At 70.3% G+C, this 26,663-nt stretch carries 29 protein-coding genes; 13 read left to right on the forward strand and 16 right to left on the reverse strand.

All coding sequences use genetic code 11. The features are described from left to right. Positions 1-5 precede the first annotated feature (5 nt). Together disA and ACR9E9_RS15980 are read left to right on the forward strand one after the other, a co-directional pair. Positions 6-1,082 (forward strand): DNA integrity scanning diadenylate cyclase DisA, encoded by a 1,077-nt coding sequence (gene disA / locus ACR9E9_RS15975; protein WP_435200216.1) that lies wholly within the window; start codon positions 6-8, stop codon positions 1,080-1,082. A 49-nt stretch (positions 1,083-1,131) separates the two neighbouring features. After that, positions 1,132-1,998, forward strand: coding sequence for an A/G-specific adenine glycosylase (locus ACR9E9_RS15980; protein WP_435203689.1), 867 nt, complete (start codon positions 1,132-1,134; stop codon positions 1,996-1,998). Here the strand turns inward: ACR9E9_RS15980 and ACR9E9_RS15985 are convergent. Both ACR9E9_RS15985 and ACR9E9_RS15990 read right to left on the reverse strand, forming a co-directional pair. Then, the gene (locus ACR9E9_RS15985; RefSeq protein ID WP_435200218.1) at positions 1,980-2,498 is read right to left on the reverse strand and encodes an amino-acid N-acetyltransferase; all 519 of its coding nucleotides are present in this window, start codon (positions 2,496-2,498) and stop codon (positions 1,980-1,982) included. The two genes, ACR9E9_RS15980 and ACR9E9_RS15985, sit on opposite strands and share 19 nt — an antisense overlap. Before the next feature lie 58 nt (positions 2,499-2,556). Continuing rightward, positions 2,557-3,981, reverse strand: coding sequence for an LVIVD repeat-containing protein (locus tag ACR9E9_RS15990; RefSeq protein ID WP_435200220.1), 1,425 nt, complete (start codon positions 3,979-3,981; stop codon positions 2,557-2,559). A 179-nt stretch (positions 3,982-4,160) separates the two neighbouring features. Here ACR9E9_RS15990 and ACR9E9_RS15995 point away from each other — a divergent pair, with 179 nt between their 5' ends. The 4 genes from ACR9E9_RS15995 (at position 4,161) to ACR9E9_RS16010 (ending at position 6,351) form a co-directional block, all read left to right on the forward strand. After that, positions 4,161-4,841, forward strand: coding sequence for a DUF305 domain-containing protein (locus ACR9E9_RS15995; RefSeq protein ID WP_435200222.1), 681 nt, complete (start codon positions 4,161-4,163; stop codon positions 4,839-4,841). Positions 4,842-4,919: 78 nt separating this feature from the next. Further along, positions 4,920-5,288 carry an ArsR/SmtB family transcription factor gene (locus ACR9E9_RS16000; RefSeq protein WP_435200224.1) on the forward strand — a complete coding sequence of 123 codons (369 nt, stop codon included), beginning with the start codon at positions 4,920-4,922 and terminating at the stop codon, positions 5,286-5,288. Then, complete coding sequence (locus ACR9E9_RS16005) at positions 5,285-5,773, forward strand: SRPBCC family protein (protein WP_435200226.1); 489 nt, start codon at positions 5,285-5,287, stop codon at positions 5,771-5,773. Before ACR9E9_RS16000 ends, ACR9E9_RS16005 begins: the two co-directional genes overlap by 4 nt. Continuing rightward, complete coding sequence (locus ACR9E9_RS16010; RefSeq protein WP_435200228.1) at positions 5,770-6,351, forward strand: TIGR03086 family metal-binding protein; 582 nt, start codon at positions 5,770-5,772, stop codon at positions 6,349-6,351. The genes ACR9E9_RS16005 and ACR9E9_RS16010 overlap by 4 nt, the downstream gene beginning before the upstream one ends. Positions 6,352-6,515: 164 nt before the next feature. Here ACR9E9_RS16010 and ACR9E9_RS16015 read toward each other — a convergent pair whose 3' ends face one another. The 3 genes from ACR9E9_RS16015 to ACR9E9_RS16025 all read right to left on the reverse strand — a co-directional run bounded on the left by ACR9E9_RS16015 (position 6,516) and on the right by ACR9E9_RS16025 (position 10,177). Continuing rightward, positions 6,516-9,038 (reverse strand): ATP-dependent Clp protease ATP-binding subunit, encoded by a 2,523-nt coding sequence (locus ACR9E9_RS16015; RefSeq protein ID WP_435200230.1) that lies wholly within the window; start codon positions 9,036-9,038, stop codon positions 6,516-6,518. A gap of 159 nt (positions 9,039-9,197) precedes the next feature. Continuing rightward, positions 9,198-9,509 carry an antibiotic biosynthesis monooxygenase family protein gene (locus ACR9E9_RS16020; RefSeq protein WP_435200233.1) on the reverse strand — a complete coding sequence of 104 codons (312 nt, stop codon included), beginning with the start codon at positions 9,507-9,509 and terminating at the stop codon, positions 9,198-9,200. Continuing rightward, entirely contained in the window at positions 9,506-10,177 is a 672-nt protein-coding gene (locus ACR9E9_RS16025; protein ID WP_435200235.1) for a DUF4328 domain-containing protein, read from the reverse strand. The genes ACR9E9_RS16020 and ACR9E9_RS16025 overlap by 4 nt, the downstream gene beginning before the upstream one ends. A gap of 88 nt (positions 10,178-10,265) precedes the next feature. On the opposite strand from ACR9E9_RS16025, the gene ACR9E9_RS16030 reads away from it, so the two are divergent. After that, on the forward strand, positions 10,266-10,853 hold the full coding sequence (locus ACR9E9_RS16030; RefSeq protein ID WP_435200237.1) for a flavin reductase family protein: 588 nt from the start codon (positions 10,266-10,268) through the stop codon (positions 10,851-10,853). A gap of 6 nt (positions 10,854-10,859) precedes the next feature. On the opposite strand, the gene ACR9E9_RS16035 is transcribed toward ACR9E9_RS16030, so the two are convergent. Genes ACR9E9_RS16035 through ACR9E9_RS16060 form a run of 6 tightly spaced genes read right to left on the reverse strand, consistent with a single transcriptional unit; the run spans position 10,860 to position 18,310 of the window. Then, positions 10,860-11,684: an Fpg/Nei family DNA glycosylase gene (locus ACR9E9_RS16035; RefSeq protein ID WP_435200239.1), complete on the reverse strand. Its 825-nt coding sequence runs from the start codon at positions 11,682-11,684 to the stop codon at positions 10,860-10,862. A gap of 12 nt (positions 11,685-11,696) precedes the next feature. Then, a complete protein-coding gene (locus tag ACR9E9_RS16040; RefSeq protein WP_435200241.1) occupies positions 11,697-12,659 on the reverse strand; it encodes a Ku protein in 963 nt (320 codons plus the stop codon). 31 nt (positions 12,660-12,690) lie between these two features. Further along, positions 12,691-13,902 (reverse strand): L-2-hydroxyglutarate oxidase, encoded by a 1,212-nt coding sequence (gene lhgO / locus ACR9E9_RS16045; protein WP_435200243.1) that lies wholly within the window; start codon positions 13,900-13,902, stop codon positions 12,691-12,693. Further along, positions 13,899-15,059, reverse strand: a complete 1,161-nt coding sequence (locus ACR9E9_RS16050; RefSeq protein WP_435200245.1) for a CaiB/BaiF CoA transferase family protein — start codon at positions 15,057-15,059, stop codon at positions 13,899-13,901. Before ACR9E9_RS16050 ends, lhgO begins: the two co-directional genes overlap by 4 nt. 37 nt (positions 15,060-15,096) lie before the next feature. Beyond that, positions 15,097-16,080 (reverse strand): TAXI family TRAP transporter solute-binding subunit, encoded by a 984-nt coding sequence (locus ACR9E9_RS16055; protein ID WP_435200247.1) that lies wholly within the window; start codon positions 16,078-16,080, stop codon positions 15,097-15,099. A 55-nt stretch (positions 16,081-16,135) separates the two neighbouring features. After that, positions 16,136-18,310 (reverse strand): TRAP transporter permease, encoded by a 2,175-nt coding sequence (locus ACR9E9_RS16060; protein ID WP_435200249.1) that lies wholly within the window; start codon positions 18,308-18,310, stop codon positions 16,136-16,138. A 98-nt stretch (positions 18,311-18,408) separates the two neighbouring features. On the opposite strand from ACR9E9_RS16060, the gene ACR9E9_RS16065 reads away from it, so the two are divergent. Genes ACR9E9_RS16065 through ACR9E9_RS16075 form a run of 3 tightly spaced genes read left to right on the forward strand, consistent with a single transcriptional unit; the run spans position 18,409 to position 20,443 of the window. Then, the gene (locus tag ACR9E9_RS16065; protein WP_435200251.1) at positions 18,409-19,068 is read left to right on the forward strand and encodes a response regulator transcription factor; all 660 of its coding nucleotides are present in this window, start codon (positions 18,409-18,411) and stop codon (positions 19,066-19,068) included. Positions 19,069-19,071: 3 nt separating this feature from the next. Further along, positions 19,072-19,683, forward strand: coding sequence for a hypothetical protein (locus ACR9E9_RS16070; RefSeq protein WP_435200253.1), 612 nt, complete (start codon positions 19,072-19,074; stop codon positions 19,681-19,683). After that, complete coding sequence (locus ACR9E9_RS16075; RefSeq protein WP_435200255.1) at positions 19,640-20,443, forward strand: HAMP domain-containing sensor histidine kinase; 804 nt, start codon at positions 19,640-19,642, stop codon at positions 20,441-20,443. The genes ACR9E9_RS16070 and ACR9E9_RS16075 overlap by 44 nt, the downstream gene beginning before the upstream one ends. Here the strand turns inward: ACR9E9_RS16075 and ACR9E9_RS16080 are convergent. Further along, the gene (locus tag ACR9E9_RS16080; protein WP_435200257.1) at positions 20,440-21,444 is read right to left on the reverse strand and encodes a TAXI family TRAP transporter solute-binding subunit; all 1,005 of its coding nucleotides are present in this window, start codon (positions 21,442-21,444) and stop codon (positions 20,440-20,442) included. The genes ACR9E9_RS16075 and ACR9E9_RS16080 overlap by 4 nt on opposite strands. Before the next feature lie 84 nt (positions 21,445-21,528). Here ACR9E9_RS16080 and ligD (ACR9E9_RS16085) point away from each other — a divergent pair, with 84 nt between their 5' ends. From ligD (ACR9E9_RS16085) to ACR9E9_RS16095, 3 genes are all read left to right on the forward strand, one after another. Beyond that, on the forward strand, positions 21,529-22,473 hold the full coding sequence (gene ligD, locus ACR9E9_RS16085; protein ID WP_435200259.1) for a non-homologous end-joining DNA ligase: 945 nt from the start codon (positions 21,529-21,531) through the stop codon (positions 22,471-22,473). Then, the gene (gene ligD / locus ACR9E9_RS16090; protein ID WP_435200261.1) at positions 22,466-23,350 is read left to right on the forward strand and encodes a non-homologous end-joining DNA ligase; all 885 of its coding nucleotides are present in this window, start codon (positions 22,466-22,468) and stop codon (positions 23,348-23,350) included. Before ligD (ACR9E9_RS16085) ends, ligD (ACR9E9_RS16090) begins: the two co-directional genes overlap by 8 nt. Before the next feature lie 65 nt (positions 23,351-23,415). Further along, positions 23,416-23,814, forward strand: coding sequence for a VOC family protein (locus ACR9E9_RS16095; RefSeq protein ID WP_435200263.1), 399 nt, complete (start codon positions 23,416-23,418; stop codon positions 23,812-23,814). Here ACR9E9_RS16095 and ACR9E9_RS16100 read toward each other — a convergent pair whose 3' ends face one another. The 4 genes from ACR9E9_RS16100 to lysS are packed head-to-tail and all read right to left on the reverse strand — an operon-like array spanning position 23,815 to position 26,519. Further along, positions 23,815-24,540, reverse strand: coding sequence for a (2Fe-2S)-binding protein (locus tag ACR9E9_RS16100; RefSeq protein WP_435200265.1), 726 nt, complete (start codon positions 24,538-24,540; stop codon positions 23,815-23,817). Then, positions 24,453-24,788: a histone-like nucleoid-structuring protein Lsr2 gene (locus ACR9E9_RS16105; protein ID WP_435200267.1), complete on the reverse strand. Its 336-nt coding sequence runs from the start codon at positions 24,786-24,788 to the stop codon at positions 24,453-24,455. The genes ACR9E9_RS16100 and ACR9E9_RS16105 overlap by 88 nt, the downstream gene beginning before the upstream one ends. 43 nt (positions 24,789-24,831) lie before the next feature. Then, the gene (locus ACR9E9_RS16110) at positions 24,832-25,065 is read right to left on the reverse strand and encodes a hypothetical protein (protein ID WP_435200269.1); all 234 of its coding nucleotides are present in this window, start codon (positions 25,063-25,065) and stop codon (positions 24,832-24,834) included. A 2-nt stretch (positions 25,066-25,067) separates the two neighbouring features. Continuing rightward, positions 25,068-26,519 carry a lysine--tRNA ligase gene (gene lysS / locus ACR9E9_RS16115; protein WP_435203691.1) on the reverse strand — a complete coding sequence of 484 codons (1,452 nt, stop codon included), beginning with the start codon at positions 26,517-26,519 and terminating at the stop codon, positions 25,068-25,070. Positions 26,520-26,663 lie beyond the last annotated feature (144 nt).

Consider the following 26,663-nt stretch of genomic DNA (forward strand, 5'->3'; position numbering starts at 1 on the left):
ACAGCGTGACCGACCCTGACGAGGACCTGTTCCGGACGACCCTTGCCGCGGTCGCTCCGGGAACTCCGCTGCGCGACGGGCTTGCCCGCATCATGCGCGGCAACACCGGCGCGCTGATCGTCATGGGCTACGACAAGCTCGTCGACTCGCTGTGCACCGGCGGCTTCGACGTGAACATCGAGTTCTCCGCAACCCGACTGCGCGAGCTGGCGAAGATGGACGGGGCGATCATCATCGACGCCAACGTCAGCCGCATCCACAAGGCCGCCGTGCAGCTCGTGCCGGACCCGTCGATCGAGACGATCGAGAGCGGCACCCGGCACCGCACGGCCGAGCGGGTGGCCCTGCAGACGGCCTTCCCGGTGCTGTCGGTGAGCCAGTCGATGCACATCATCGCGCTCTACGTCGACGGCCGCCGCCACGTGCTGCGCACGACCTCCGAGCTGCTCTCGCAGGCCAATCAGGCGATGCAGACCCTGGAGCGGTACACCACCCGGCTCACCGAGGTCACCGGCTCGTTGTCCGCCCTCGAGATCGAGGACCTCGTGACCGTGCGGGACGTCGCGATCGTCCTCCAACGCCTGGAGATGGTCCGCCGGATCCACGCGGAGATCGCCGAGTACGTCCTCGAGCTCGGCATCGACGGCCGGCTGCTCAGCCTCCAGCTGGAGGAGCTCACCGCCGGCCTCGACGAGACCATGCGCGCGGTGATCCTCGACTACCTCGAGCCCGACGTCGCCGTCGACACCGACGCGGACGTCCTCGACAACCTCTCCGGGCTCGACGCGGCCGAGCTGCTCGACCTCGGGCACGTGGCCAAGTCCCTGGGCTTCCCCATCGTCGGGGAGTCCCTCGACGCCCTGGTCAACCCGCGCGGTCTGCGCATCCTCGCCAAGGTGCCGCGCCTGCCGGGCGCGATCGTCGAGCGGCTCGTCGACCACTTCGGTTCACTGCAACGACTGCTCGCTGCGGGACTCGACGACCTCATGGCGGTCGAGGGGGTCGGGGAGCTGCGGGCACGCATGGTCCGCGAGGGACTCTCGCGCCTGGCCGAGTCCTCGATCCTCGAGCGCTACGTCTGATCGAGGGTCCGTGACAGGTCACGTACCGGCTCCTGATGCCCCGAGCCCGATGCTGCAGCCGGCCGTCATCGGGTGGTACGAGCGCCACGGACGAGACCTGCCCTGGCGCGCACCGGACTGCACTCCGTGGGGGGTCTACCTCTCCGAGGTGATGTCCCAGCAGACGCCGGTCTCGCGGGTCCAACCGATCTGGGAGCGTTGGCTCGCGCGGTGGCCCACCCCCGCCGACCTCGCCGCGGACTCGCCCGGCGAGGCCGTGCGCATGTGGGACCGCCTGGGCTACCCCCGACGTGCCCTGCGCCTGCACGAGTCGGCCGCGGTCATGGTGGAGCGGCACGGCGGCGAGGTCCCGAGTGACCACGCGGACCTGCTCGCCCTCCCGGGGGTCGGCGCGTACACAGCGGCCGCCGTCGCCTCCTTCGCCTTCGGCGACCCGCAGACGGTCGTCGACACCAACGTCCGCCGGGTGCTCGCCCGCGCGATCACCGGTGACCAGCACGCGGCGCCGTCCCTGACGGTCGCGGAGGTGCGGTTGGCCCAGCGCGCGATGCCCTCTGACACCGACGACGCCAATGCGTGGAATGCATCGGTCATGGAGCTCGGCGCCCTCATCTGCACGGCACGGGCACCCCGGTGCGAGGAGTGCCCCGTCGCCCACCTGTGCGCGTGGCAGCTGGCCGGCCGGCCTGAGCACACCGGCCCACCCCGTCGCGGTCAGGCCTGGCACGGCACCGACCGGCAGGTGCGCGGCCGGATCGTGCAGCTGCTGCGGGAGAGCGCGGACCCGGTCACCCGGGAGACGCTCGCGACCACGTGGCCGCAGGACGACGCGAAGGTCGAGCGGTGCCTCACCGGGCTGATCGAGGACGGCCTCGTCGAGCAGGGCCCGGCAGGTGGCTACGCCCTGCCGTCCTGAGGGGTCAGCTGCTTGAGCATCCGGGCGTTGCCGAGGGTGTTGGGCTTGACCCGCTCGAGGTCGAGGAACTCCGCGACTCCCTCGTCGTAGGAACGCAGCAGCTCGACGTAGACCTCGGGGTCGACCGCCTGGCCGTCGATCTCCGCGAAACCGTGCCGGGCGAAGAAGTCGGTCTCGAAGGTGAGGCAGAACAGGCGGTGCACGCCCAGCTCGACGGCGTCGACGGTGAGCGCCCGGAGCAGGGCGCCGCCGACCCCCTTCCCCAGGAAGGCGTCCGCGACGGCCAGCGTGCGGATCTCGGCGAGGTCCTCCCACATCACGTGCAGGGCGCCGCAGCCGACGACCTGCCCGTCGACCTCGGCCACGTGGAACTCCTGCAGCCCCTCGAAGTAGGCGACGGTGTCCTTGCTCACGAGCACCCGGCGCTCGGCCAGCGGTGCCACGAGGTCGCGGATGGCCGCGACGTCCTTGGTCCGCGCCCGGCGGATGGTCACACTCACCCGGACAAACCTACGCCCCCGCCACGAGGGCGGGGGCGCAGGGACGGGCGAAGGGAGGTCAGCGGACCCTGTACCTCGGCTGCGACTGGACGTTGAGCTCGTCCATGATCACCCGGTCGGCCTTCTTGGTCGCCTTGTCCTTGAACTGCAGCACGTCGAAGCCGCGAGCGATGTCCGAGGAGTAGAGGTGGCCGTTGTAGTAGTACGTGGACCACGTCCCGCCGATCCCCTCGCTCTCGGGGAGCGGCCCGCGCTCGAAGTAGCCGAGCTCCCGGGGGTTCTCCGAGTCGGTGAAGTCCCAGACGCTGACCCCGCCCTGGTACCAGGACTGGACCATGAGGTCACGACCGGCGACCGGGATGATCGACCCGTTGTGGGCGACGCAGTTCTCCGTCGACGTCTGGTGACGCGGGATCTTGTAGTACGACCTGTGCGTCAGGCGACCTCGCTTGGAGAGGTCGTAGATCGCGTTGGCCCCACGCTCGGGACCGATCTCGGCGTTGCACGTGGCGGCGCCACCGCCACCGAGCTCGTCGGTGAAGACGACCTTCGACGCGTCGGCGTTGAAGGTGGCGGAGTGCCAGAAGGCGTAGTTCTCGTTGTCCTGGACCCGCTCGATGACCCGCGGCTGCTCCGGGTCCTCGATGTCCATGATGATGCCGTCACCCATGCACGCACCGGCTGCGAGGTTCTTGTGCGGCAGGGCGGTGATGTCGTGGCAGCCGGTCGTGGCAGAACGACTGGCGATCGGGGTCGGACCCTCACCCCCGGGGTTGCCACCATCCGGGAAGAGGTTGGGCGTGGCGATGACCTTCGAGGCCGTCGGCGTCTCCTTGTCGATCTTGACGATCGAGACGAGGTCGTGCGGCGTCTGGCAGTCGGGGTACTCCTCGCGTGGCGAGTAGCTCGAGACGTAGAGGTAGTCGGTGCCGGCCCGGGCGCCCTTGCCCGGGATGAGCGTGTTGGTGTGGGAGCCGCAGGCGGTCTCGACCGACTTGAGGTACTTCGGGTTCTGCACGTCCGAGATGTCGAAGATCTTGATGCCCTCCCAGCTGTCCTTCTGGGTGGCCGACTGGGAGGAGGACGCGCAGGAGTCGTCGCTGCGGGAGGAGTCCGTCGACAGGTAGAGCAGGTCGCCGGAGACGCTGACGTCGTTCTGGCTGCCCGGGCAGCTGACCTGGACGATCGTCCTCGGCTTGCGGGGGTTGCGCACGTCGATGACGGAGAACCCGTCGTAGTTGCCGACGAAGGCCTTGTCGTCCTGGAAGGCGAGGTCGGTCCCGAGGCCCTCGGCGAGCACACCCGAGGGGGCGAGGTTCGCGAGGTGCCTGACGTTCTTGCTGCGGCCGATCTCGTCGGTCCGCAGATCCGTCCCGGAGACCCCGACGCGGTCGTCGGGGCCCTTCGCGGTGGCGGTGGCGGTCCCGAGTCCGGAGACGACGAGCGCCGTGGCCGCGACGACGGCCAGGGTGGGTCTGCGCATGGTTCCTCCCGCATGGTGGCGTCCTGCCGGCACGGGGGTGGTGGCCGGAAGGGGGGTTGCACCACAGTCCTCCACATCACCTGTGCGGGGACACCCGATCATTCCCGGATTTGGTCAGGAATCCGTCACGGCGGTCGCAGGCGCTCCCTCGTCGCCCCGGGGCGGCTACCGTCGGCCACGTGACCTGCCACCGCATCGTGACCGCAGCGCTCGCCGGCCTTGCCCTGGGCCTGGGCGCGTGCACCGCAGGCGAGGAGGAGCCGACGTCCACGGCGACCTCGCCGGACGCCCCGGTGCTGCAGCCGGGAAGGCCCGGCGAACCGAACACCTCGCTCAGCGGCACCTCCGCGGTGGCCTCCCCCAGCGCGAGCTACAACTCCGCGGACGTGGACTTCCTCCAGGACATGATCGTCCACCACGCGCAGGCCGTCGTCATGGGTGACATCGTCAAGGGCACGCTCACCGACCCCAAGGTGACGGCGATCGCCTCACGGATCAGCGACGAGCAGAAGCCGGAGATGCGTGGCATGGCCCGCACGCTCACGTCGTGGAAGGAGGACGTGCCACCCCAGGCCGAGAACCCGACCTTCGGGATGCGCAACGGCCACTCCTCACACGGCTCCATGCCCGGCATGGCCACGACGCAGCAGCTCGAGAGGCTCGAGCGGGCCACCGGGGCGGACCAGGACCGGCTCTACCTCGACCTGATGATCAGGCACCACCAAGGTGCGCTGACGATGTCCACGACCCTGTCGCGCCAGGGGGCCGACGAGCGGACCGGCGAGCTCGGCGACGACATCACCGTGACGCAGACCAAGCAGATCGAGCAGATGAAGGCCATGCGCACCCGCCTGTCGTGAGCTCTCCCCGGCCACCGTTGACGGATCGGGGTCGTCTCGCTACGTTTAATCAACCATCTGGTTGATAAAGGGGAGCGCATGGACCCGCGACAGGACGACCTGTCCAAGGTCTTCGCCGCCCTCGCCGACCCCATCCGACGGGACATCATCGCCCGCCTCACCGTCGGGGACGCCACGGTCTCCGACCTCGCCGCCCCCTACGACGTGAGCCTCCAGGCCGTGAGCAAGCACCTCAAGGTCCTGGCGGACGCCGGTCTCGTCACCCGCAGCCGAGAGGCACAACGTCGCCCGGTCCACCTCGAGAGCGAGGCACTGGCCCGACTGACCACGTGGATCGGGCGACACCAACGACAGGCCGAGGAACGCCTCGCCCGTCTCGAGGAGGTGCTCGGGGACCTCCCTTCGTCAGGCACCGACGCAGCACACAGCACAGGAGAAGACCGATGAGCACCCACATCACCACCGCGAGGATCGAGGCCGATGCCGAGGTTCCCCTGATCCGGATCACCCGCGACTTCCGGGCCACGGCCGCCCAGCTCTTCACCGCCCACACCGACCCTGATCTGTACGCACGATGGGTGGGGCCGGAGTCGGTGGACACCGTCATCGACCACTGGGATGCCCGCACCGGAGGCAGCTGGCGCTTCCGCAACACCCGCGCCGGCGAGGAGTACGCGTTCCACGGTTGCTTCCACGAGGTGCGACCCGACCGGATCGTGCAGACCTTCACCTGGGAGGGGATGCCCGACGGGGTCTCCCTGGAGACGATGACCTTCGAGGAGCTCGGGGAGGGGTGGACGCGCATGCGGGCCCAGTCGCTCGTCGACTCCTTCGACGCCCGCGAAGGCATGCTCGCCTCCGGCATGGAGGTCGGCGTCAACGAGGGCTACGCCGCACTGGATGCGATGCTCGAGCACGGGGTGATCGCATGACCTCGCTCAGCGAGATGTCCGTGGTCGAGCGCTACCGCGCGGCCGCGGCCACGTTCACCGACCGGGTGCACGGCACCCACGACTGGGATGCGCCGTCACCGGTCCGCGAGTGGCGGGCCCGCGATGTCGTCGGGCACCTCACCACGTGGCTGCCGGCGCTCGTCTCCTCGGGCAGCACCGTGCTCTTCGACCCGGTCCCGTCGGCGCAGGACGACCCCGTGGCCGCGTGGGCGGAGACCGACGCGCAGGTCCTCAGCCTGCTGGAGGACCCCGCGAGCGACCAGGTGGTGTTCTCGCACGAGCACATCGGTGAGCTGGCGCTGCCGGCCATGCTCGACCAGTTCTTCACCAGCGACGTCATCTTCCACACGTGGGACCTCGCGCGGGCGACGGGGCAGGACGACACCCTCGACGAGGACTTCCTCGCCGGGGCACTGGAGGGGATGTCCGCTCAGGCGGAGATGATCCGGGCCTCCGGTCAGTTCGGCGAGCAGCAGCCGGTGCCCGAGGACGCGAGCGTCCAGGAGCGCTTCTTCGCGTTCCTCGGCCGTGACCCGCGCTGGGCCCCGCCGGCCTGACGCGCTCCCCACCGCCGGGTCAGCCGCCCTTCGTATGGTCAGCCGCAGCTCGAGATGCGGCTGACCATACGAGGTGCTGCCTGCAGTAGTTCGTATGGGGACGGGCGGGCACGACGAAGGGGGACGAACCACCGTGGTGGTCCGTCCCCCTTCGTGCCGTGCGGTCAGTCCTTGGAGCCGCCGTCGCCCGCCTCGATGAGGGGGACCTCGAGGGCCCCGACGTTGGGGGCGCCGTGGAAGGTGAAGACGGCTGCCTTGCCCTCACCCTCGACGTCCACCGCGACGATCTCACCGGCGCTGAGCTCGCCGAAGAGGATCTTCTCGGAGAGCACGTCCTCGATCTCGCGCTGGATGGTCCGCTTCAGCGGGCGCGCACCGAGCACCGGGTCGTAACCCCGCTTGGCGAGCAGCTCCTTGGCCGCGGCCGTGAGCTCCATGCCCATGTCCTTGTCCTTGAGCCGCTGGTCGAGCTTGGCGACCTCGAGGTCGACGATCTTCACCAGCTCGTCCTGGCTCAGCTGCGGGAAGACGATGGTGTCGTCCACGCGGTTGAGGAACTCCGGACGGAAGTGGTTCTTCAGCTCGTCGATGACCTTGCCCTTCATCCGGGCGTAGTCCGTGCGGTCGTCCTTGTTGGCGACGAAGCCCATCGCGCCCTTGGAGATGTCCCGCGTGCCGAGGTTGGTCGTCATGATGATGACCGTGTTCTTGAAGTCGATCATCCGACCCTGCGAGTCGGTGAGGCGACCGTCCTCGAGCACCTGCAGCAGCGAGTTGAAGATCTCCGGGTGGGCCTTCTCGATCTCGTCGAAGAGGACCACCGAGAAGGGCTTGCGACGCACCTTCTCGGTCAGCTGTCCGCCCTCCTCGTAGCCGACGTATCCGGGCGGGGAGCCGAAGAGCCGGCTGACCGTGTGCTTCTCGGAGTACTCGGACATGTCGAGGGTGATCAGGCTGTCCTCGTCGCCGAAGAGGAACTCCGAGAGCGCCTTGGCCAGCTCGGTCTTACCGACACCGGTCGGACCGGCGAAGATGAACGAGCCGCCGGGACGACGCGGGTCCTTCAGGCCGGCGCGGGTACGACGGATGGTCTGCGAGAGGGCCTTGATCGCGTCGTCGTTGCCGACGACCCGCTTGTGCAGCTCCTGCTCCATGTTGAGCAGTCGCGACGACTCCTCCTCGGAGAGCTTGAAGACGGGGATGCCGGTGGAGGCGGCGAGCACCTCGGCGATCAGCTCCTCGTCGACCTCGGCGACGACGTCCATGTCACCGGCCTTCCACTCCTCCTCGCGCTTGGCCTTCTCCGCGAGGAGGTTCTTCTCGTCGTCGCGCAGGCTGGCGGCCTTCTCGAAGTCCTGACCGTCGATGGCCGACTCCTTCTCGAGCCGGACCTTGGCGATCTTCTCGTCGAAGGCCTTCAGCTCCGGCGGAGCCGTCATCCGACGGATGCGCAGACGCGCGCCCGCCTCGTCGATGAGGTCGATCGCCTTGTCCGGCAGGAAGCGGTCGTTGACGTAGCGGTCGGCCATCGTCACCGCGGCGACGATCGCCGGGTCCGTGATGGTCACCTTGTGGTGCGCCTCGTACTTGTCCCGCAGGCCCTTGAGCATCTCGATGGCGTGCGCCAGCGAGGGCTCGGCCACCTGGATCGGCTGGAAGCGACGCTCCAGCGCGGAGTCCTTCTCGATGTGCTTGCGGTACTCCTCCAGCGTGGTCGCACCGATGGTCTGCAGCTCACCGCGGGCGAGCATCGGCTTGAGGATGCTCGCGGCGTCGATGGCGCCCTCGGCCGCTCCCGCGCCGACGAGGGTGTGGATCTCGTCGATGAAGAGGATGATGTCGCCGCGCGTCTTGATCTCCTTGAGCACCTTCTTCAGGCGCTCCTCGAAGTCACCGCGGTAGCGGCTGCCGGCGACGAGCGAGCCGAGGTCGAGCGTGTAGACCTGCTTGTCCTTCAGCGGCTCGGGCACGTTCTCGTCGACGATGTCCTGGGCGAGGCCCTCGACGACGGCGGACTTGCCGACGCCCGGCTCGCCGATGAGGACCGGGTTGTTCTTCGTGCGGCGCGAGAGCACCTGCATGACCCGCTCGATCTCCTGCGACCGGCCGATGACCGGGTCGAGCTGACCGTCGCGGGCGGCCTGGGTGAGGTTGCGCCCGAACTGGTCGAGCACGAGCGAGCCGGCCGGCTGCCCCTCGTCGGGGCCGGTGCCGGCGCCGACGCCCGCAGCCTGCCCCTCCTTGCCACCCTGGTAGCCGGAGATCAGCTGGATGACCGTCTGGCGCACGCGCCCGAGGTCGGCGCCGAGCTTGACGAGGACCTGCGCGGCCACGCCCTCACCCTCGCGGATGAGGCCGAGGAGGATGTGCTCGGTACCGATGTAGTTGTGGCCGAGCTGCAGGGCCTCCCGAAGGGAGAGCTCGAGCACCTTCTTCGCCCGCGGGGTGAAGGGGATGTGCCCGGACGGCGCCTGCTGACCGGGACCGATGATGTCCTGGACCTGCTCGCGGACGGCGTCCAGGGAGACCCCCAGGGACTCGAGCGCCTTGCTCGCGACCCCTTCGCCCTCGTGGATGAGGCCGAGCAGGATGTGCTCGGTACCGATGTAGTTGTGGTTGAGGAGGCGAGCCTCCTCCTGGGCCAGGACCACGACCCGGCGGGCCCGGTCGGTGAACCGTTCGAACATGGGATCTACCCCTTCACGTGTTGCTCAGACCACGATGCTAACCGTGCCCGACCGGGTTTCCCCGGGACGGGCCTTCTCATGGGGTGCCAACGCCGCGGTGGGCGTCGCTGTTCCATCGCTGTGGCCCTGACCCCGGTGTTCGCTCTCAGCGCATTATGGTCAGCCCTGGGTGGGTGCCGGTGTGTCGATGATCAGGTCGAATCCCATGAGCTGCGTGCCGGTGGCGACCGGCGTGCGACCGCTCTGGTGGGCGGCCCGCGAGTCCCCGTCGCGCCAGGCGGCGAAGCACTCCTCGTCCGCCCACCGGGTGATGACGAAGTAGCGCTCCTCGCCCTCCGTCGGGCGCAGCAGCTGAAAGCCCTCGAAGCCGGGTGACCCATCGACGGCCCCGGCGCGAGCGGCGAAGCGTCGCTCGAACTCCTCGCGGGCCGGCTCCGGGACGGTGATCGCGTTGATCTTGACGATGCTCATGGGACGACCCTAGACCCGGCCACCACAGCCTGCGCAGCCCGCGTCGTCGAGCGCACGACCCGCCACCACAGGATGCACGCGACGACGGCCACGAGCGCTTCGAGCTGCTGGCTGCGGATCCACGTCGTCAGCTCCTGGGCGCTCGCCAGCTCGCCGCCGGAGCGGTCGAGGACGGAGAAGTTCAGTGCCAGCCAGGCGATCCACCAGGGCCAGAAGGTCCTGACCGATGAACCGAGCGCGCGGCTGGCATCGGCGACGACCTGGTAGGGAAACCACAGGTTGACCACGGGCACGATCCAGCCGAGGACGGCCCAGGCGGAGGAGCGCCGTTGACGATCGCCGGGTGCCGCCCACTCGGCAACGGCGCGGATCCTCAGCAGCCAGACTCCCGTCGCGATGAGCGCGACGAGGTTGGTCAGGGCGGTCAGGCTCCCCAGCAGATCAACGAGGTCGAGGGTGCCGTTGCTCACCGCGGGTGAGCCCCACCACCCCATGAGCTGGTCCTCCTCCAGCGTCACGATGACCCCGGCGGCACCGAGCAGCACCGCTGTCGCGGCAGCGGACCCCAGGACGAGGTGGTGGGCGAGGACCGGGACGGCAGGTGGCGGCCCGACCGGCCGCGGCCGGGAGTCCTCGGCAAACGGACTGTGTGCGTGCATGCGATCCATGCGCAGCAACCTAGGAAGATCCGGGGCTCGGCGCGCGTCGGGACGCGGCCGCCTGTGGACAACTGCGGCACCGGCCTACGCTGTGCCCATGCGCACGGTCTTCGACATCAGCGACCCGGCCACCGATGCCTACGACCTGCTCACGAGCATCGTCGTCCCGCGTCCCATCGCCTGGATCACGACCGTGGGCAGCGACGGGGTCGGCAACCTGGCGCCGCACTCCTTCTTCAACGTCGCCTGCCAGACGCCGCCGATGGTCAGCTTCTCCTCCGTCGGACGCAAGGACACCCTGCGCAACATCCTCGGCAACGGGCACTTCGTCGTGAACCTCGTCTCCGAGGGGATGGAGGACCTCGCCAACGCGAGCAGCGCCCCCTTCGCCGCCGACGTGGACGAGGCGCACGCCGTGGGGGTGACGCTGGAGCCGAGCGAGGTCGTGCCGGTCCCCCGCGTCGCCGAGTCCCCGACCTCCATCGAGTGCCGGCTGCACTCCAGCCTCAAGCTCGGCAACTCCCACCTGGTCATCGGCGAGGTCAAGGCCATCACCGTACGAGAGGACGCCCTCGAGGACGGGCGCCCGACGATGGACGCGCTGCGCCCGCTCTCGCGTCTGGGACGCGACGAGTGGGGTCGACCCCCCGAGGTCATCCACCTCACCCGGCCGAAGCGTCCCTGACCCACCTCAGCTGCGGCGCTGGCAGTTCCCGCACCAGTAGAGCGTGCGTCCGGCCACGTCCTTCGCCCGGACGATCGAGCCGCAGCGCCGACACTCCCGGCCGGTGCGCTTGTAGACGTAGGACGTCCGCTCGGTCAGGTGCACGCCCTCCCCCTTCGCCAGGGCGGACTCGACCTCGGCCACCTCCTCGGACACGGTGACGATCCGGCTCGTCGCGACCCCGAGGGGCAGGAGCCGGCGCAGATCGGCCCAGACGAGCTCCCACGAGGTGCGCTTGAGCCGCTCCCCGGGGGTCGCCGGGTTGATCCGGTGCCGGAAGAGCACCTCGCAGCGGTAGACGTTGCCCACCCCCGCGAGCACGTCCTGCTCCATGAGCAGCGCGGCCACCGACTTGCGGGAGCGGTGGATCCGCTCCCACGCGGCGCCACCGTCCTCGTCCCGCAACGGGTCCGGTCCGAGCTTGGCGTGCACCGCCGCCTCCTCCTCCGGGGTGATCACCGCGCAGGTCATCGGCCCACGCAGATCGGCCACGTGGCGACCGGTCGTGATGCGGCACCGCACCTGCCCGATGACCGGCCTCTCCCCGACGTACTCGGCCGCGTCGATGGTGAAGGTCCCGATGAGCCCGAGGTGGACGTGCAGGATCCGCTCGCCGGCGAACTCGATGAAGAGGTGCTTGCCGTGGGCCCGCGCCTCCAGGAGGACGTGCTCGCTCAGCAGCGCGGCGCCGGCGCCGAAGCGTCCCTGCGGTGAGGAGACCTCGACGGGCGTGCCGGCGAAGGCGCCGTGCAGGTCGCGGGCGATGCGGTGGAGGGTGTGTCCTTCGGGCATGGCGAAGGGGGGTCAGCTCGCCTTCTTCTTCGCCGTCTTCGTGGCGGCCGTCTTCTTGGTCGCCGACTTCTTCGCCGTCTTCTTGGCGGGCGTCTTCTTGGCGGTGGACTTCGTGCCGGTGGACTTCGTGGCGCTCTTCTTCGGGGCGCTCTTCGTCGGGGTCGACGTCGTGCTCTCGTGCGTCGTGGACGGGGCCTCCCCCCGCGAGGCCTTGGCCTTCTCGACGGACTTGGCCAGGGCCGCGAGCAGGTCGACGACCTCGCCGCCCTCCTCCTCGACCTCGGGAGCCCGGACCTCGCCCCCCTCGATCTTGGCCTTGACGAGGTCCTCGACGGCGAGCGCGTAGTCGTCCTCGAACTCGTCCGGGTCGTAGTCTCCGGCGAGCTCGTCGATGAGCATGCGCGCCATGGACATCTCCTTCTCCGTCGCCTCCCCGGCCTCCTCGACGGCGGCGAAGTCGGCGCTGCGGATCTCGTCGGGCCACATCATCGTCTGCATGACGATGACGCCCTCGCGCACCCGGAGCACCGCCATCGTCATCCGGCTGCGGATCGAGACGGTGACGATCGCCATCCGGCCCTGCGCCTCGAGCGCCTCGCGCAGCAGGACGTAGGGCTTGGTCGCGGACGCGTCCGGCTCGAGGTAGTAGCTCTTCTCGAGGAGCATCGGGTCGATCTGGTCCTCGGGGACGAACTTCTCGACGCTGATCTCCTTGCTCGAGCGCGTCGGGAGCCCGGCCATCTCCTCGTCGGTGAGCACGACCATCTCGCCGTCCTCGGTCTCGTACCCCTTGGCGATTTCGTCGTACGCGACCTCTTCGCCGTCGACGCTGCAGAAGCGCTTGTAGCGGATCCGCCCGCCGTCGGTGCGGTGCACCTGCCGGAACTGGACGTCGTGGTTCTCCGTGGCGGAGTACAGCCGGACCGGGACGTTGACGAGGCCGAAGGAGACGGCCCCCTTCCAGATTGCGCGCATGGGTCCAGCATGCCCGCTCGCCGCGGGCGCGTCACCTGTCGCGGCGGCGCAGCGCCTCGTCGACGACGTGCTCGGCGATGGCCAGCGCGGAGGTCGCCCCGGGGGACGGGGCATTGCGCACGAGCACGACCCGCTCGGTGCCGGTGATGACGAAGTCGTCCACGAGCCGTCCGTCGTCACCCATCGCCTGGGCGCGCACCCCACGGGTTCCCCGCACGACACCGGAGGTGTCGAGGGCCGGGACGTACTTCAGCGCCTCGGCGATGAACTGCCCGGAGCTGAGCGCGGTCCGGGACTCGCGCAGCGCGGCGGGGACGTTCGCGGCGGCGAAGCGCCAGAAGCCCGGGAAGCCCACGACGTCCAGCACGTCGGCGGGCACCGGCAGTCCTCGCTCGTAGGACTCGCGTCCCAGGGAGAGGAAGGCATTGGGGCCGAGCGTCAGGGTCCCGTCGACGCGGGGGGTCACGTGAACGCCGAGGAAGGGGTAGCGGGGGTCGGGGACGGGGTAGACCATGCCCCGCACGAGGTGGCGCTGCTCCCGCGGGACATCGAAGTAGTCCCCGTAGAAGGGGACGATGCGCGGGCTGCGCCCCTCGCCGAGCAGGCCGCCCAGACGGTCGCTCTGCAGTCCCCCGCAGACGACGACGAGGTCGTACTCCTCGGTCGCCGTCGCCCCGTCCGCACGCACCCCGACGCGCACCGCGGTACCCCGATCCGCGAGGGCACGGACCTCGTGGCCGAGGCGCACCCGACCGCCCGCATCCGTGAGCTCGGCGGCCAGCGCGCGGGTGACGGCCGGGTAGTCGACGATCGCGGTCTGCGGGGAGTGCAGCGCACGCACGCCCGCGGCCTCCGGCTCGATCTCGCGCAGGCCCTCGCCGTCCACGAGCCGCACCCCGGGCACCCCGTTGGCCACGGCCCGGGCGTGGAGGCCGTCCAGGCGCTCGGCCTGCACCCCGTCGAGGGCGACGACGACCTTGCCGCACTCCTCGTACGCGATGCCGTGCCGGTCCACGAAGTCCTGCAGCAGCCCCACGCCCCGCCGGCACAGCGTGGCCTTGAGGCTGCCCGGCTCGTAGTAGAGGCCGGCGTGGACGACCCCGCTGTTGTGACCGCTCTGGTGAGCGGCCAGGTGGTCCTCCTTCTCGAGGAGGGTCACCTGCGCGCCGTGCTCGTGGGCCAGCCGGCGGGCGACCGCGGCGCCGATGATGCCGCCACCGACGACGGCGGCTCGCAGGCTCACGTCGCCTCACCCGGGACGAAGGGGGGCGGTGGCGCCGTGTGGGCCGCCGGCGTCCGCGAGAAGCCGATCGGGTGCGCCACCGTCGGCACGGGGGCGCGACCCGGGGCGATGATCTCGCGCACCGGGTCCAACCCGAGCCGGCGGGCCAGGTCGAAGGCCTGACCGATGTCGTTGATCGGACCACAGGGCACACCCTGCTCGGACAGGACGGCGAACCAGTGGTCCGCACCGTGCTCGGTCAGCACGGCCTCGAGCTCGGCCACGAGCACGGCCCGGTGCTCGACCCTCGCGGCGTTGCTCGCGAACCGGGGGTCAGCACCCAGCTCCGGCCGACCCACCCCGCTGGCGAGGAGCCCGAAGAGCTTGTCGTTGGCCGCGGCCACGGCCAGCGGTCGGTCCGCCGTCGCGAGCACCTCGTAGGGCGCGATGCTCGGGTGGGTATTGCCCATGGCCTGCGGGACCGCCCCGGTCACCACGTGGGTGGAGGCCTGGTTGGACAGCGCCGACAGGAGCGAGGACAGCAGGTTCACCTCCACCTGCTGCCCCTCCCCGGTGTGGTCCCGGTGCCGCAGCGCGGCGAGGATCCCGATGGTGGCGTGGAGGCCGGTGATGATGTCGACGAGGGCGACCCCCGTCTTCATCGGTCCGGAGTCCGTGGAGCCGGTGACTGACATCAGTCCACCGACGGCCTGCGCGACGAGGTCGTAGCCGGGCAGCGCGGCCCCGTGGCCGGACCCGAAGCCCGTGACCGAGCAGTACACGAGGCCGGGGTTCACCGCGCACAGCTCCTCGTACCCCAGCCCGAGCCGGTCCATCGTCCCGCTGCGGAAGTTCTCCACGACGACGTCGCAGTGAGCCACCAGATCCACTGCCACCGCACGGTCGTCGTCCGAGCGCAGGTCGAGCACCCGGGACTCCTTGTTGCGGTTGACCGAGAGGAAGTACGTCGACTCGCCGTCGTCCGACCACGGCGGGCCCCAGGCGCGGGTCTCGTCTCCCCCGTCGGGTCGCTCGACCTTGATCACCTCCGCCCCGAGGTCGGCCATGAGCATCGTCGCGTAGGGCGCGGCCAGCACCCGGCTGAAGTCGGCGATGCGCACGCCGTCCAGAGCACCCGGACCGGCTCCGAGGGAGCCCTGAGGTGGTGCGGTGGTCATGTGTCTCCTCTGGCTGGGGGCGAAGGGGGCGGACCGATCAGTTCAGGTCCTCCAGGGCCCGCTCCGACCCCGGGTGCAGCGGGACCGGCCCGGTCTCGCCCATGGTCTCGACATCGATCTCCTTGGCTGCAGGATGCACCTTCACCAGGGCGTCGCGCTCATCGGCGATGAGCGTCGTCAGGGCGCAGGCGACGTTGTCGGGCATGTCGTCACTCACGACGAGCACATTCGGCACCGCGATCGTCGGGACGTCCTTGTCGAGGTCGTACGTCTCGGCCGGGATCGTCGACTTCTCGTAGACCTCGTTGACCTCCTGCATCTTCGGCAGCTGCGGGGTCACGTCGATGAACTCGACGCCCTCACCCATGGACGTGAAGAGGTCCGTGATGGCCGGCGTGGGCAGGCCCCCGGACCAGACGAGCCCGTCGATCGAGCCGTCCTTCATGCCGTCGACCGTCTTGGTCAGGTCGAGGCGCTGGCGCTTGACCTCCTTCAGCCCCAGACCGCTGGACTCGATGAGTCGGTTGGCGATGACCTCGGTACCGGACTTGGGCGACCCGGTCGAGATGGTCTTGCCCTTGAAGTCCTCGACCGAGTCGATCCCGGCGTCCTTGCGGACGACGACCTGGGTGTAGTTGGAGTAGATCCGGCCGAGGGTCGAGATCTCCTCCTTCTTCGTGAAGTCGCCCTTGCCGTTGACGGCGTCCGCGGCCGAGTCGGCCAGGGCGAACCCGGTGTCGTAGTCGCCGCTGACGACCTGCTGGATGTTCTGCACGGACGCGCCGGTCTCGGCGGAGGTCGCCTGCAGGTCGGTCTCGTCGTTGACGATCTTCGCCAGGCCGCCACCGACGACGAAGTAGACGCCGGTGGAGTTGCCGGTGGCGATGTTCAGCCGGCCCTGGCCGGCGTCACAGCTGCTCTCGTCCGCACCGTCGGACGCACTGCGGTCCTGCTGGCCGCCGCACGCGGCCAGCGTGAGGGCCGCAGCGAGGGTGATGCCGGTGATGGTGGTGGTACGCATCGTGGTTCCTCTTCTCTTGGGTGGTGTGACGGGTGCCCGCGACCGACGTCGTGGGTCAACTGGTGGCTTCGACCGGTGCCGTGGGGCCGGCGCGACGGCGTGAGACGCGGTGCCTGACGACGTGCAGGACCACGGCCGTGGCCAGGAGCGCGAAGCCGATGGCGATGGATGTCGGGACGAGGTAGAGCAGGAAGAGCGCGGCCGGCACGCACAACGCGCGCTCGAGTCGCGTCGTCGGCATGAGCATCCAGCCGGTGGTGGCCACTGCGAGGGCCGCGACCGCACACCCGGCGACGAGCATCGCCCACAGGACATTGGGCAGCGAACCCTCGCCGATGAGCAGCGCACCGTTGTCCGTGACGACGAAGGCCATCGGGGCGAGGAAGGCCGGCAGGGTGTACTTGCACGCCTGGGCCATCGTCTGGATGACCCTGCCTCCGGTGATCGCCGCGGAGGCGACGGCAGCCAGGGCGGTCGGCGGGGAGACCTCGGACAGGACCGCGTAGTAGAAGATGAACATCGCCACCTGCGGGGCGTCGACCCCCAGGGCGATCAGTGCCGGTCCGATGATCACCCAGCTGAGGATGAACGACGCCGTGACCGGCACGGCCAGGCCGAGGATGAGGATGGCGATGGCCGAGAAGAGCGCCGAGAGGACGAGGAGCGAGGCGTCGTTGAAGGAGATCGCCTCGGCGGCGGAGACGAGGACCTCGGAGAGGATCTGCCCCAGGCCGGTCTTGGCGATGACGGAGGTGATGACGCCGGCGGCGGCGCAGACCGCGATGACGGGCAGCGCGGAGCGGATACCGCTGCTCAGCGCCTGGTAGACCCGGACGCCGTAGTCCTTCAACGAGTCGCTCAGCTCCATCCGCTCGAGGTCCTGGTCGTGGTCGTCGAAGCCGCTGATCACCTGCCGACGGGAGAGCACGGCCTCCGCCAGGCCGAAGAGCGCCGCGGTCGCGGTGGCGAACACGACGGCCTTGAAGGGGGGCACGTCGATGGCGAGGAAGAAGACGATCACGCCCAGGCTGATGAAGTGGTAGCCGGAGCGGGCCAGCAGGCGAAGGGGGCTGCCGATCGTCAGCTCGACCCGGTGGGCGCCGAAGCGGCGGGCGTCGATCTCGACCGCCAGGAAGATCCCGAGGTAGTACAGCAGCGTCGGGACGATCGCCCAGAGAAGCACCTCGACATAGGAGACGCTCAGGTACTCGGCGATGATGAAGGCAGCAGCGCCCATGGTCGGCGGGGACAGGATCGCCCCGATGCCGGCGGCGGCGAGCATGCCTCCGGCGGCCTCCTTCGGGTACCCGGCCCGCTTGAGGATCGGCCACGCGAAGGAACCGAGCGTCACCGCGGTGGCCGTGCCCGAACCGGAGACGGTGCCGAGCAGGAAGCCCGAGGTCGCCGTCGTGCGGCCGGGGGCCGAAGCGGACTTGCGAAAGAGCGAGAAGCTGAACTCGACGAAGAAGCGACCGGCGCCCATGCGCTCGAGGACCGCGCCGTACATGGTGAAGAGCACGATGTACGTGGCGGCCACGTCGAGCGGGACCCCGAAAAATCCGGACGCCTCGTTGTAGAGGGCGTTGATGATCTGCTCGAGGTTCAAGCCGATGTGGCTGATCTGCCATCCGACGGGCAGGAACCCGCCGTAGTAGGCGTAGCCGAAGAAGATGAGGCAGACGATCGGCAGGACGAGTCCGGTGGTGCGGCGGGTGGCCTCGAGCACGAGGACCATGAGCACCAGGCCGGCGACGATGTCGAGCGTCAGCAGCGAGCCCTGCCGGTCCAGGAACCCTCCGTAGCCGCCGAAGCCGAGGTCGTTCAACGGGATCGGCAGCACCGGGTAGAGCCCCACGAGCAGGGCCACCCCCGCGAGCGCCCAGTCCACGACACCCGGGTTGTCGGACCCGGGGAGGCGCCCCGCTCGGTCGGTGCCCGGATCGATGTCGGCGGCGACCTCCCTTCGCCCGCGCATCCGGTAGCACACGAAGATCAGGGGGAGGGTCACGGCCAGGAAGAGGACGAGGTAATACTGACTGCCCAGGTCGAGCGGATCGAAGACCTGGCGCAGCACGAAGAGGGCGACCGCGAAGCACCACACGCCGACGAAGAGGTCGAGGCGCGGCGACAGCCGCCGGGAGGGTCGCTCCTCGTCGTACTCGGCGGCGAGGGCGTCGGCGTCGGTCGGGGTGTCGGAGGACGGCTCTCGGGTCGGGCTCGGCGTGGACATACCGGGTAACGTAGGAGAGATTCACATCACACCCGCGCGAGCGCTGACAGACTTTACAGACATCTAACCTTCACCGACCTGCGGATGAACGAGGGAGCATGCGGATCCTGCTCGTCGAGGACGACGACCGGGTGGTGGCGGCACTGACCCCGGCCCTGCGCCGCGCACACGCGACGGTCTCCCGCGCGGGCACGGCCGCCGAGGCCCTCGGCATGGTCCACGACGTCGACCTCGTGCTGCTCGACATGGGGCTGCCCGATCAGGACGGGCTCGCGCTCTGCCGCCAGATCCGACAGGTGGAGACCGTGCCGATCATCGCCGTGACCGCCCGTCGGGAGGAGTCCTCCGTGGTCTCCGCCCTGCGGGCCGGGATCGACGACTACGTGACCAAGCCCTACCGGTTGGCCGAGCTCATGGCCCGCATCGACGCCGTCATGCGACGGACCGGGCAGGGGGTGCCGGCACCGGTCGAGCGGATCGCGGACGTCCGCCTCGACCACGGGTCCCGGCGGGTCTTCGCCGGTGGGACCGAGGTCTGCCTGACCCGCAAGGAGTTCGACCTCCTCTCGATGCTCGTGCAGGCAGGAGGCGACGCCGTCACCCGCGAGTCGCTCATGGAGGCCATCTGGGACACCTCGTGGGTCGGAGCCTCACGCACGCTCGACGTGCACGTCTCCGCGCTGCGGACCAAGCTCGACCGCCCCGGGCTCATCGACACCGTCCGCGGCATCGGTTACCGGATCGGCGTGGAGGCCTGACCCGTGCGCCGGCGGATGCTCATCATCTCCCTGCCCCTGGTGGCCGTGCTGCTGCTCGCCCTGACGGTGCCGCTCCTCGCGGCCTATGCCTCGGACCGGACGCAGGAGCAGTTCGTGGGCCGGCTGGGCGACGTCTCCCGCTTCTCGGTCCTCGCCGAGCACGCCATCGAGTCCGACGACCCGACCACCCTCGCGAGCGAGCTCGAGCGGTACACCGAGGTCTACGGCGGGTCGATCCTCGTCACCGACGCCAACGGCGAGGTCGTGGCCAGCGCCGGAGCGGCTCCCGGAGGACCGCACACCGACACCGTCATGACCCGGGCACTGACGGGGGCCGTGGCGGAGCCACCCGACGCGGCCTGGCCGTGGAGCGAGGAGTGGATGCTCGTCGGCTCACCCGTCGGGAGGGACGCCCAGGTCCTCGGGGCGGTGGTCGTCGTCGCCCCGACGGACTCGGTGCGTGACGACGTGGCCGTCGGCCTCGGCGCGCTCGGCGTGCTCGCGCTGGCGACGGTGCTCCTCACGGCCTACGGCCTCGTCCTGCCCCTCGTCGGGTGGGTGCTGCGTCCCCGTGCACGCCCTCGACCGGACGGCCAAGGAGCTGACCGGCGGTGATCTGGGCGCACGGGCCAGCGAGACCGGCCCGCCCGAGCTGCGGGACCTGGCGCACTCCTTCAACGACATGGCCGACAGCGTCGAGGCCTCCCAGGCCCAGCAGCGCGAGCTCGTGGCGGACGCGGCCCACCAGCTCGGCAACCCCCTGACCGCCCTGCGGTTGCGGGCGGAGAACCTCGCCTCCGGTGGCGCCCCGCTCGACGACATCGAGCCCGTGCTCGAGGAGACCGACCGTCTCAGCGCGACGGTGGAGTCGCTGCTCCACCTCAGCCGGGTGGGCGCCCACCGGGTCGTCCCCGAGGCCCTCGACGTCGCCGCGCTGGTGCGACACCGCTGCGAGATGTGGGAGCCGGTCTTCGCCGAGCTCGAGGTCCGCTCGCCCGACTCGGTCACGGCCGTGGCCACCGCGGAGGCCATCGACACCGCCCTGGACTCCCTGCTCGACAATGCGGCGAAATTCGCTCCCGGATCACCGGTGCAGGTCAGCGTGACGCGGGAGCCGAGCCCCGGGGCCGGCTCTGGCCCGGGGCACGAGGTGCACGTCCGCGTCATGGACCACGGCGCCGGGCTGCACCCGGAGGACGTGGTGCGCGTGGGGTCACGGTTCTTTCGCGGACGGGCCCACCAGAACGTCCCCGGCACGGGCCTCGGGCTGGCGATCGTGCGGGCACGCCTGGCCGACTGCGGCGGGTCGATCACCGTCGCCTCCCCCGAGGGCAGCGGCCTGGCCGTCACCCTGGTGCTCCCGGCAGCCGACTAGCTGCGCTGCTCGCGGTAGTACCTCAGGGCCCCCGGGTGCAGGGGCAGGGGGGCGGTGTAGATCGCCGTCCCCACATTGGGCTGGCGCACACCCCGCGCGAGCAGGTCCACCGACGACTGCGCCTCGAACATCACCCGGGTCACCGCGTAGGCCAGGTCCTCGTCCAGGTCGGGGCGCACGAGGACGTAGTTCTTCACACTCACGGTGTCGACGGCCCGGTCCAGGCCGTAGGTGGAGGCCGGGATCGAGGAGGGGGAGAACTCCGGACCGTGGTCGCTGATCAACCGCGGCGTGATCCGGTCGAGCGACAGCAGCCGGATCGGCACCTCCTGCGCGAGCCGGAGCACTGCGGTGTTCGGCAGTCCACTGACGAAGAAGAAGGCGTCGAGCCCACCGTCGGCGAGGGCATCGGCCGATCGCTGGAGGGTCTCGGAGACCGACTCGACGTCCCGGGGTGCAACTCCCGCCGATCGCAGTGCCCGCAGGGCGATGCCACGGGTGCCCGACCCGGCAGCGCCGAGGCCCACCCTTCGTCCCCGCAGGTCGCTCACCGAGTCCACCCCGGAGTCCGCCGGCACGACGACGTGGACGAAGCTGTCGTAGGCCCGGGCCAGGGTCACCAGGTCGACGGGGTCGGACCACTGCCCGCTGCCCCGCCGGGCGTCGGCGGCGACGTCCGCCAGGCTGAAGCCGATGTCGCTGACCCGCTCGGAGACCTCCCCCACGTTGTCGACCGACGCGTTCGTCCCGCGGGTGCGCACCGTGACCCCGGCCAGACGCTTCCCCAGGACGGTCGCGAGGGCCTCGCCGTACGTGCGGAAGACCCCTCCGGTGTTGCCCGTCGCGATCGTCAGGTCCGTGGGTGGGAACTCGTCCCAGGTCTGCCCGCCGCACCCGCTGAGCGCGGTGCCGGCGACGGCGCCCACCAGCACCGCGCGCCGCGAGGGCGGGGCGAGGACGGGAGCCTCCCCGGCGCGCGGCATCCTCGGCGACCTGGCCATGGCGCTCAGCATCGCATGCGCACCGGTCGCAGTCGTGCCCCCGGAGTGCCACCACCCGGGCCCGATCCGGTGCATGCTGTCGGGGTGCGTCCGCCCCTGTCCCCCATGCTCGCCACGCTCTCGGCGTCCGTACCCTCGGGCACGGACTGGGTCCACGAGGTCAAGTGGGACGGCATGCGCGTCATCCTCGAGGCGAAGGGCGGTGCCCTCACCGTCACGAGTCGCACCGGTCGTGACGTCACGGTGGCCTATCCGGAGCTCGCGCCGCTGGCCGGGCTCTACGACGACATGGTCCTCGACGGCGAGCTCGTCGCCCTCGTCGACGGGCGCCCGTCCTTCGCCGGGCTGACCGAGCGCATGCACGTCACCGGTGCCCGTCGTGCCAGCACGCTCGCCGCCACCCGACCGGTGACCCTCATGGCCTTCGACCTGCTGCGTCTGCTCGGGCAGGACCTCACCTCCCACCCGTGGACGGCGCGGCGCCGGCTCCTGGAGCAGCTCGACCTCGACGGCCCACGCTGGCAGGTGCCGCCGACCTACGACGACGGCGAGGGCCTGCTCTCCGCCACCGCAGACCAGGGCCTCGAGGGCATCGTCGCCAAGCGTCGCAGCTCGCCGTACTCGCCCGGTCGACGTTCCCCCGACTGGGTGAAGCTGCCGCACCGCGACACCGAGTCCGTCGTCATCGGCGGGTGGCGGCCCGAGGTCGGCGGTCGCCTGCTCGGCGCCGTCCTCGTCGGTGTCCCCGGGCCAGAGGGGTGGGACTTCGTCGGCCGGGTCGGCGCCGGCCTGGCGGGCCGGGCCGGCGCGAGCATGCTCACTCGGCTGCGCCCGCTGGAGCGGGCGGACCCCCCCTTCGCCACGACGGTGCCCCGGGAGGACGCCCGGGGCACGACCTGGGTGGAGCCCGAGGTGGTCATCGACGTCGCCAGCCTCGGGCGCGCCAGCGGGCGGCTGCGCCAGCCCTCCTTCGTGCGGGTGCGCTCCGACCTCACGGCGACGGATCTGCGGGAGACGAGCGATGGCTGAGCCGAAGGGAGCGGTGACCCGGGTCCGGGTCGGTGGCCGGACGATGCGCCTGACCTCGCTGGAGAAGGTCATGTACCCCGCCACCGAGACCACGAAGGGCGAGATCCTCAGCTACTACGCCCGGGCCGGGGAGACGGTCCTGGCCCACCTCGCCGGACGGCCGGTGACCCGGGTGCGCTTCCCGCACGGGGTGGAGTCGGCGAGCTTCTTCGAGAAGAACCTGCCGTCCGGTGCCCCGAGCTGGCTCTCTCGGGTGCAGGTCGAGGACGTGACCTACCCGCTCGTGGAGGACATGGCCCAGCTGACCTACCTGGTCAATCTCAACAGCATCGAGCTGCACGTGCCGCAGTGGCGCGTCGACGAGGAGGGCACCCGGCTGCACCCCGACCGGCTCGTCATCGACCTCGATCCGGGCAGACCGGCCGGACTGCACGAGTGCGCGCGGGTGGCCCTGCTGCTGCGCGAGCGCCTCGGCGGGCTGGGCCTCGACCTGTACCCGGTGACCTCCGGCAGCAAGGGGATGCAGCTCTACGCGGCGCTCGGTGGTGACCTCACGAGCGACCAGGTGCGCGATCTCGCCCAGCAGCTGGCGCAGGAGATGACGAAGAAGCACCCCGACCTCGTGCTGTGGAAGATGACGAAGACCCTGCGCCCGGGCAAGGTCTTCCTCGACTGGAGCCAGAACGTCGCCGCGAAGACGACGGTCTGCCCCTACTCGATGCGGGGCCGGGACGACCCGTGGGTCGCGGCGCCGCGGACCTGGGACGAGGTCGCAGCGGGCGCCGAGGACCCGGAGGCACTGGTGCAGCTGGGTATCGCGGACGTGCTCGAGCGCCTGGACGAGTCCGGGGACCTGTTGGAGCCACTGCTGCGGTGACGACCGGCCACCCCACTGCCGAATCGTCCAAGACGCCCGGCGTCGCGGTCCAACAGACTCACGGGATGAATGACATCCAGGTCAGCCCCAAGCTCGTCGTCAGTGATGCGACGGCGGCGATCGCCTTCATGGTCGAGGTCCTCGGCGCCGTCGAGGGCCCGATCCATCGCCGTCGCGGATCCGTCCAGCACGCCACCGTGCACCTCGGTGGCCGCGCCCTCAGCCTCAAGGATGCCGACGAGCACGACCCGGCACCCACGCCCGGCGCCATCGTGGAGGTCACCTGCGCGGACCCCGATGCCGTCGCCGGGCGCGCGGTGGCCCACGGCGCCGAGGAGGTGTTCCCCGTGGCCGACCAGTCATACGGGTCGCGGGCGGGACGCCTCGTCGACCCCTGGGGCACACAGTGGTTGGTGCAGACGCCCGTGACGATGACGCCCGAGGACTTCGCCGCGCTGCAGTGATCAGGCGGGCGCGACGGCGGTCCGCGGGCAGCCGGCACACGGGGCGCAGCCGGGCAGGGCGTACATCAGGCAGCACGAGAGGCGCCGGGGCGGGCTCGAGCCGACGAGCCGGGCCAGGGCCAGCTCCCACATGTCCTCGACCATGCCGAGGCGCTGTCGACTGCTCATCCGCGTGGGCGTCGGGAGGTGGGTGGCGATGGCCTCGCCGACGACCCGGTAGGCGGCCCACGCCACCTCATGGCGCTCCAGGTCGTCGGTGACGGCCCGGTGGTCACCGGGCCGGATCTGCACCGCGACCGGGTAGAGGTAGGTCGGGTCGAGGCCGATCGACCACAGCCTCGGGTCCGCGTCGAGGGCGAAGGGGGTGCGCAGCGCCGCGGTGGCCACGACCGTCGCCAGCGCGTCCAGGAGGTACTGCAGGACGAAGGCGGCCGGCATGCCGGCGGGCGCCGTCCCTGACTGGGCGATGGTCACCTCGCGGTAGGCCTCGATCCAGCCCGGTGCGATCTGCGTCGCCCGCGCGAGGGGGACGCCGAGGTCCGGGTCGCCGTCGTCGGCGACCCGGACCGTGAGGAAGGCGAGGTGCCGATCGAGCTGCGCGATCGCGTCGCGCAGCTCGAGGGCACCCGGTGAGTCGCTCAGCCGTTGGCCTTGGCGTAGGCGTCGCGGACCTTCTGGCTGATCCGGCCACGGTCGGAGACCTGGTGGCCGTTGGCCCGGGCCCACTCGCGGATCTTCGACAGCTCACCGCTGGTGGAGCGCGAGCGCGAGGAGGAGGACGAGCCGCTGCTGCGGCGACCGGAGACGCGACGGCCGGCCCCGACATAGCCGGCGAGGGTCTCGCGCAGGGTGCTCGCATTCTTTTCGTTCAGGTCGATCTCGTAGGTCACGCCGTCGAGGCCGAAGGTGACGGTCTCGCTCGCGTCACCCCCATCGAGGTCGTCCTCGAGGATGATCTGGACGCGCTGGGCCATGGTGACTCCATTCAGAAGGACTATCGTTGCTCATCCATTCTAGTCAGGCATTGTGTGAATGACCCAAAGGCTCATCATCGCCCGGCTTCTGGGTGTTCACCGGACCACGATTTCCCTTGAGGTCATCACCGTGTTCCTTGTTCCATTTCGCGATCGCCTTTCGCTCGCCACGATCTGCCTCGATCATGTAGCGAATGATCCAGTAGAAGAGAAAGGCCACTCCGACGGTCGGCAGCAGCGCTGCCGCATACGGCCAGTAGTCGACGATGAATTCCATGATCACGCCTCGGGCTTCAGATGGGGAAAGAGAATCGTCTCCCGGATGCCCGCGCCGGTGAAAAGCATGATCAGCCGGTCGACACCCAGGCCCAGACCGCCCATCGGCGGCGCGCCGAACTCGAGCGCGCGCAGGAAGTCCTCGTCGAGCTGCATCGCCTCGTCGTCACCGGCGGCGGCCCGACGGGACTGGTCCTCGAGGACCTCCCGCTGGATGACCGGGTCGATCAGCTCGGAGAAGGCGGTGCCGCGCTCGACCCCACCGATGAAGAGGTCCCAGGCCTCGATCAGGCCCTCCTTCTCCCGGTGCGGCCGGGCCAGCGGCTGCGCGATGGCCGGGTAGTCGCAGATGAAGGTGGGCTGCACGCAGCTCGGCTCGACGAGCTCGGCGACGAGCTCCATGGCGACCTTGGCGCCGTCCCACGACGGGTCGAGGGACACCCCCTTCGCCTCCGCGATCTCCCGCAGACGCTCCAGCGGGGTGTGCACGTCGACGCTCTCGCCCACGGCCTCGCTCAAACCGTCGTAGAAGGGCAGCCAACGCCATTCACCGTCGAGGTCCACCTCACCTGCGGAGGTGATCACGGTGCGCGTCCCGGCCACGTCCGCCGCAGCGAGATGCAACTCCTTGATCAGCTCGGCCATCGTGAACTGATCTCCCCATGCCTCATAGACCTCGAGCGAGGTGAATTCCGGTGAGTGGGTCGAGTCCACCCCTTCGTTCCGGAAGAGACGTCCCATTTCGTACACCTTGTCGACGCCCCCGACCACGGCCTTCTTCAACGGCAGCTCAAGGGCGATGCGCAACGACATGCGCTGGTCGAAGGCATTCATGTGGGTGTCGAAAGGGCGCGCAGCCGCACCACCGTGGACGAGTTGGAGGACCGGGGTCTCGATCTCGATGAATTCTCGGCGGTGGAGCGTCTCGCGAATGGCACGCACGATGGCGGCGCGCAGTCGCACCATGTCGCGGGCCTCCTGCCGCACGACGAGGTCGGCATAGCGCTGCCGGACCCGGGCCTCCTCGGAGAGCTCCTTGTGCAGGACGGGAAGGGGGCGCAGCGCCTTCGAGGCCATCGTCCAGGAGGTCGCCATGACGGAGAGCTCACCGCGACGCGAGCGGATGACCCGGCCGGTCACGGCGACGTGGTCACCGAGGTCGACCTCGGCCTTCCACGCGGCGAGGGACTCCTCGCCGACCTCGGCGAGGGAGAGCATCATCTGCAGGCGCGTGCCGGCGCCCTCCTGCAGGGCGGCGAAGGCGAGCTTGCCGGTGTTGCGGACGAACATCACCCGTCCGGCGACGGTGACGACGTCCTGGGTCTCCTCACCCGTCTCGAGGTGGCTCCACGTCTCGTTGACCTGAGCCAGCGAGTGGGTGCGGGTGACGCCCACGGGGTAGGCCTGCTTGCCGTCGGCGAGGAGGCGGTCGCGCTTCTCCCGGCGGATGCGCATCTGCTCGGGCAGCTCGTCGTCGACAGGGGTCTCGATCGGGGCGTCAGTCACGGTCACCCACGATATCCGCGAACTCACGCCGCCCCGAATCCCCGATCATCCGCCCAGCCGACGAACTACTGCAGGCAGTACCTGGTATCGCGT

It is taken from the genome of Janibacter sp. GS2 (assembly GCF_051200835.1).
In the GTDB taxonomy this organism is placed as follows: domain Bacteria; phylum Actinomycetota; class Actinomycetes; order Actinomycetales; family Dermatophilaceae; genus Janibacter.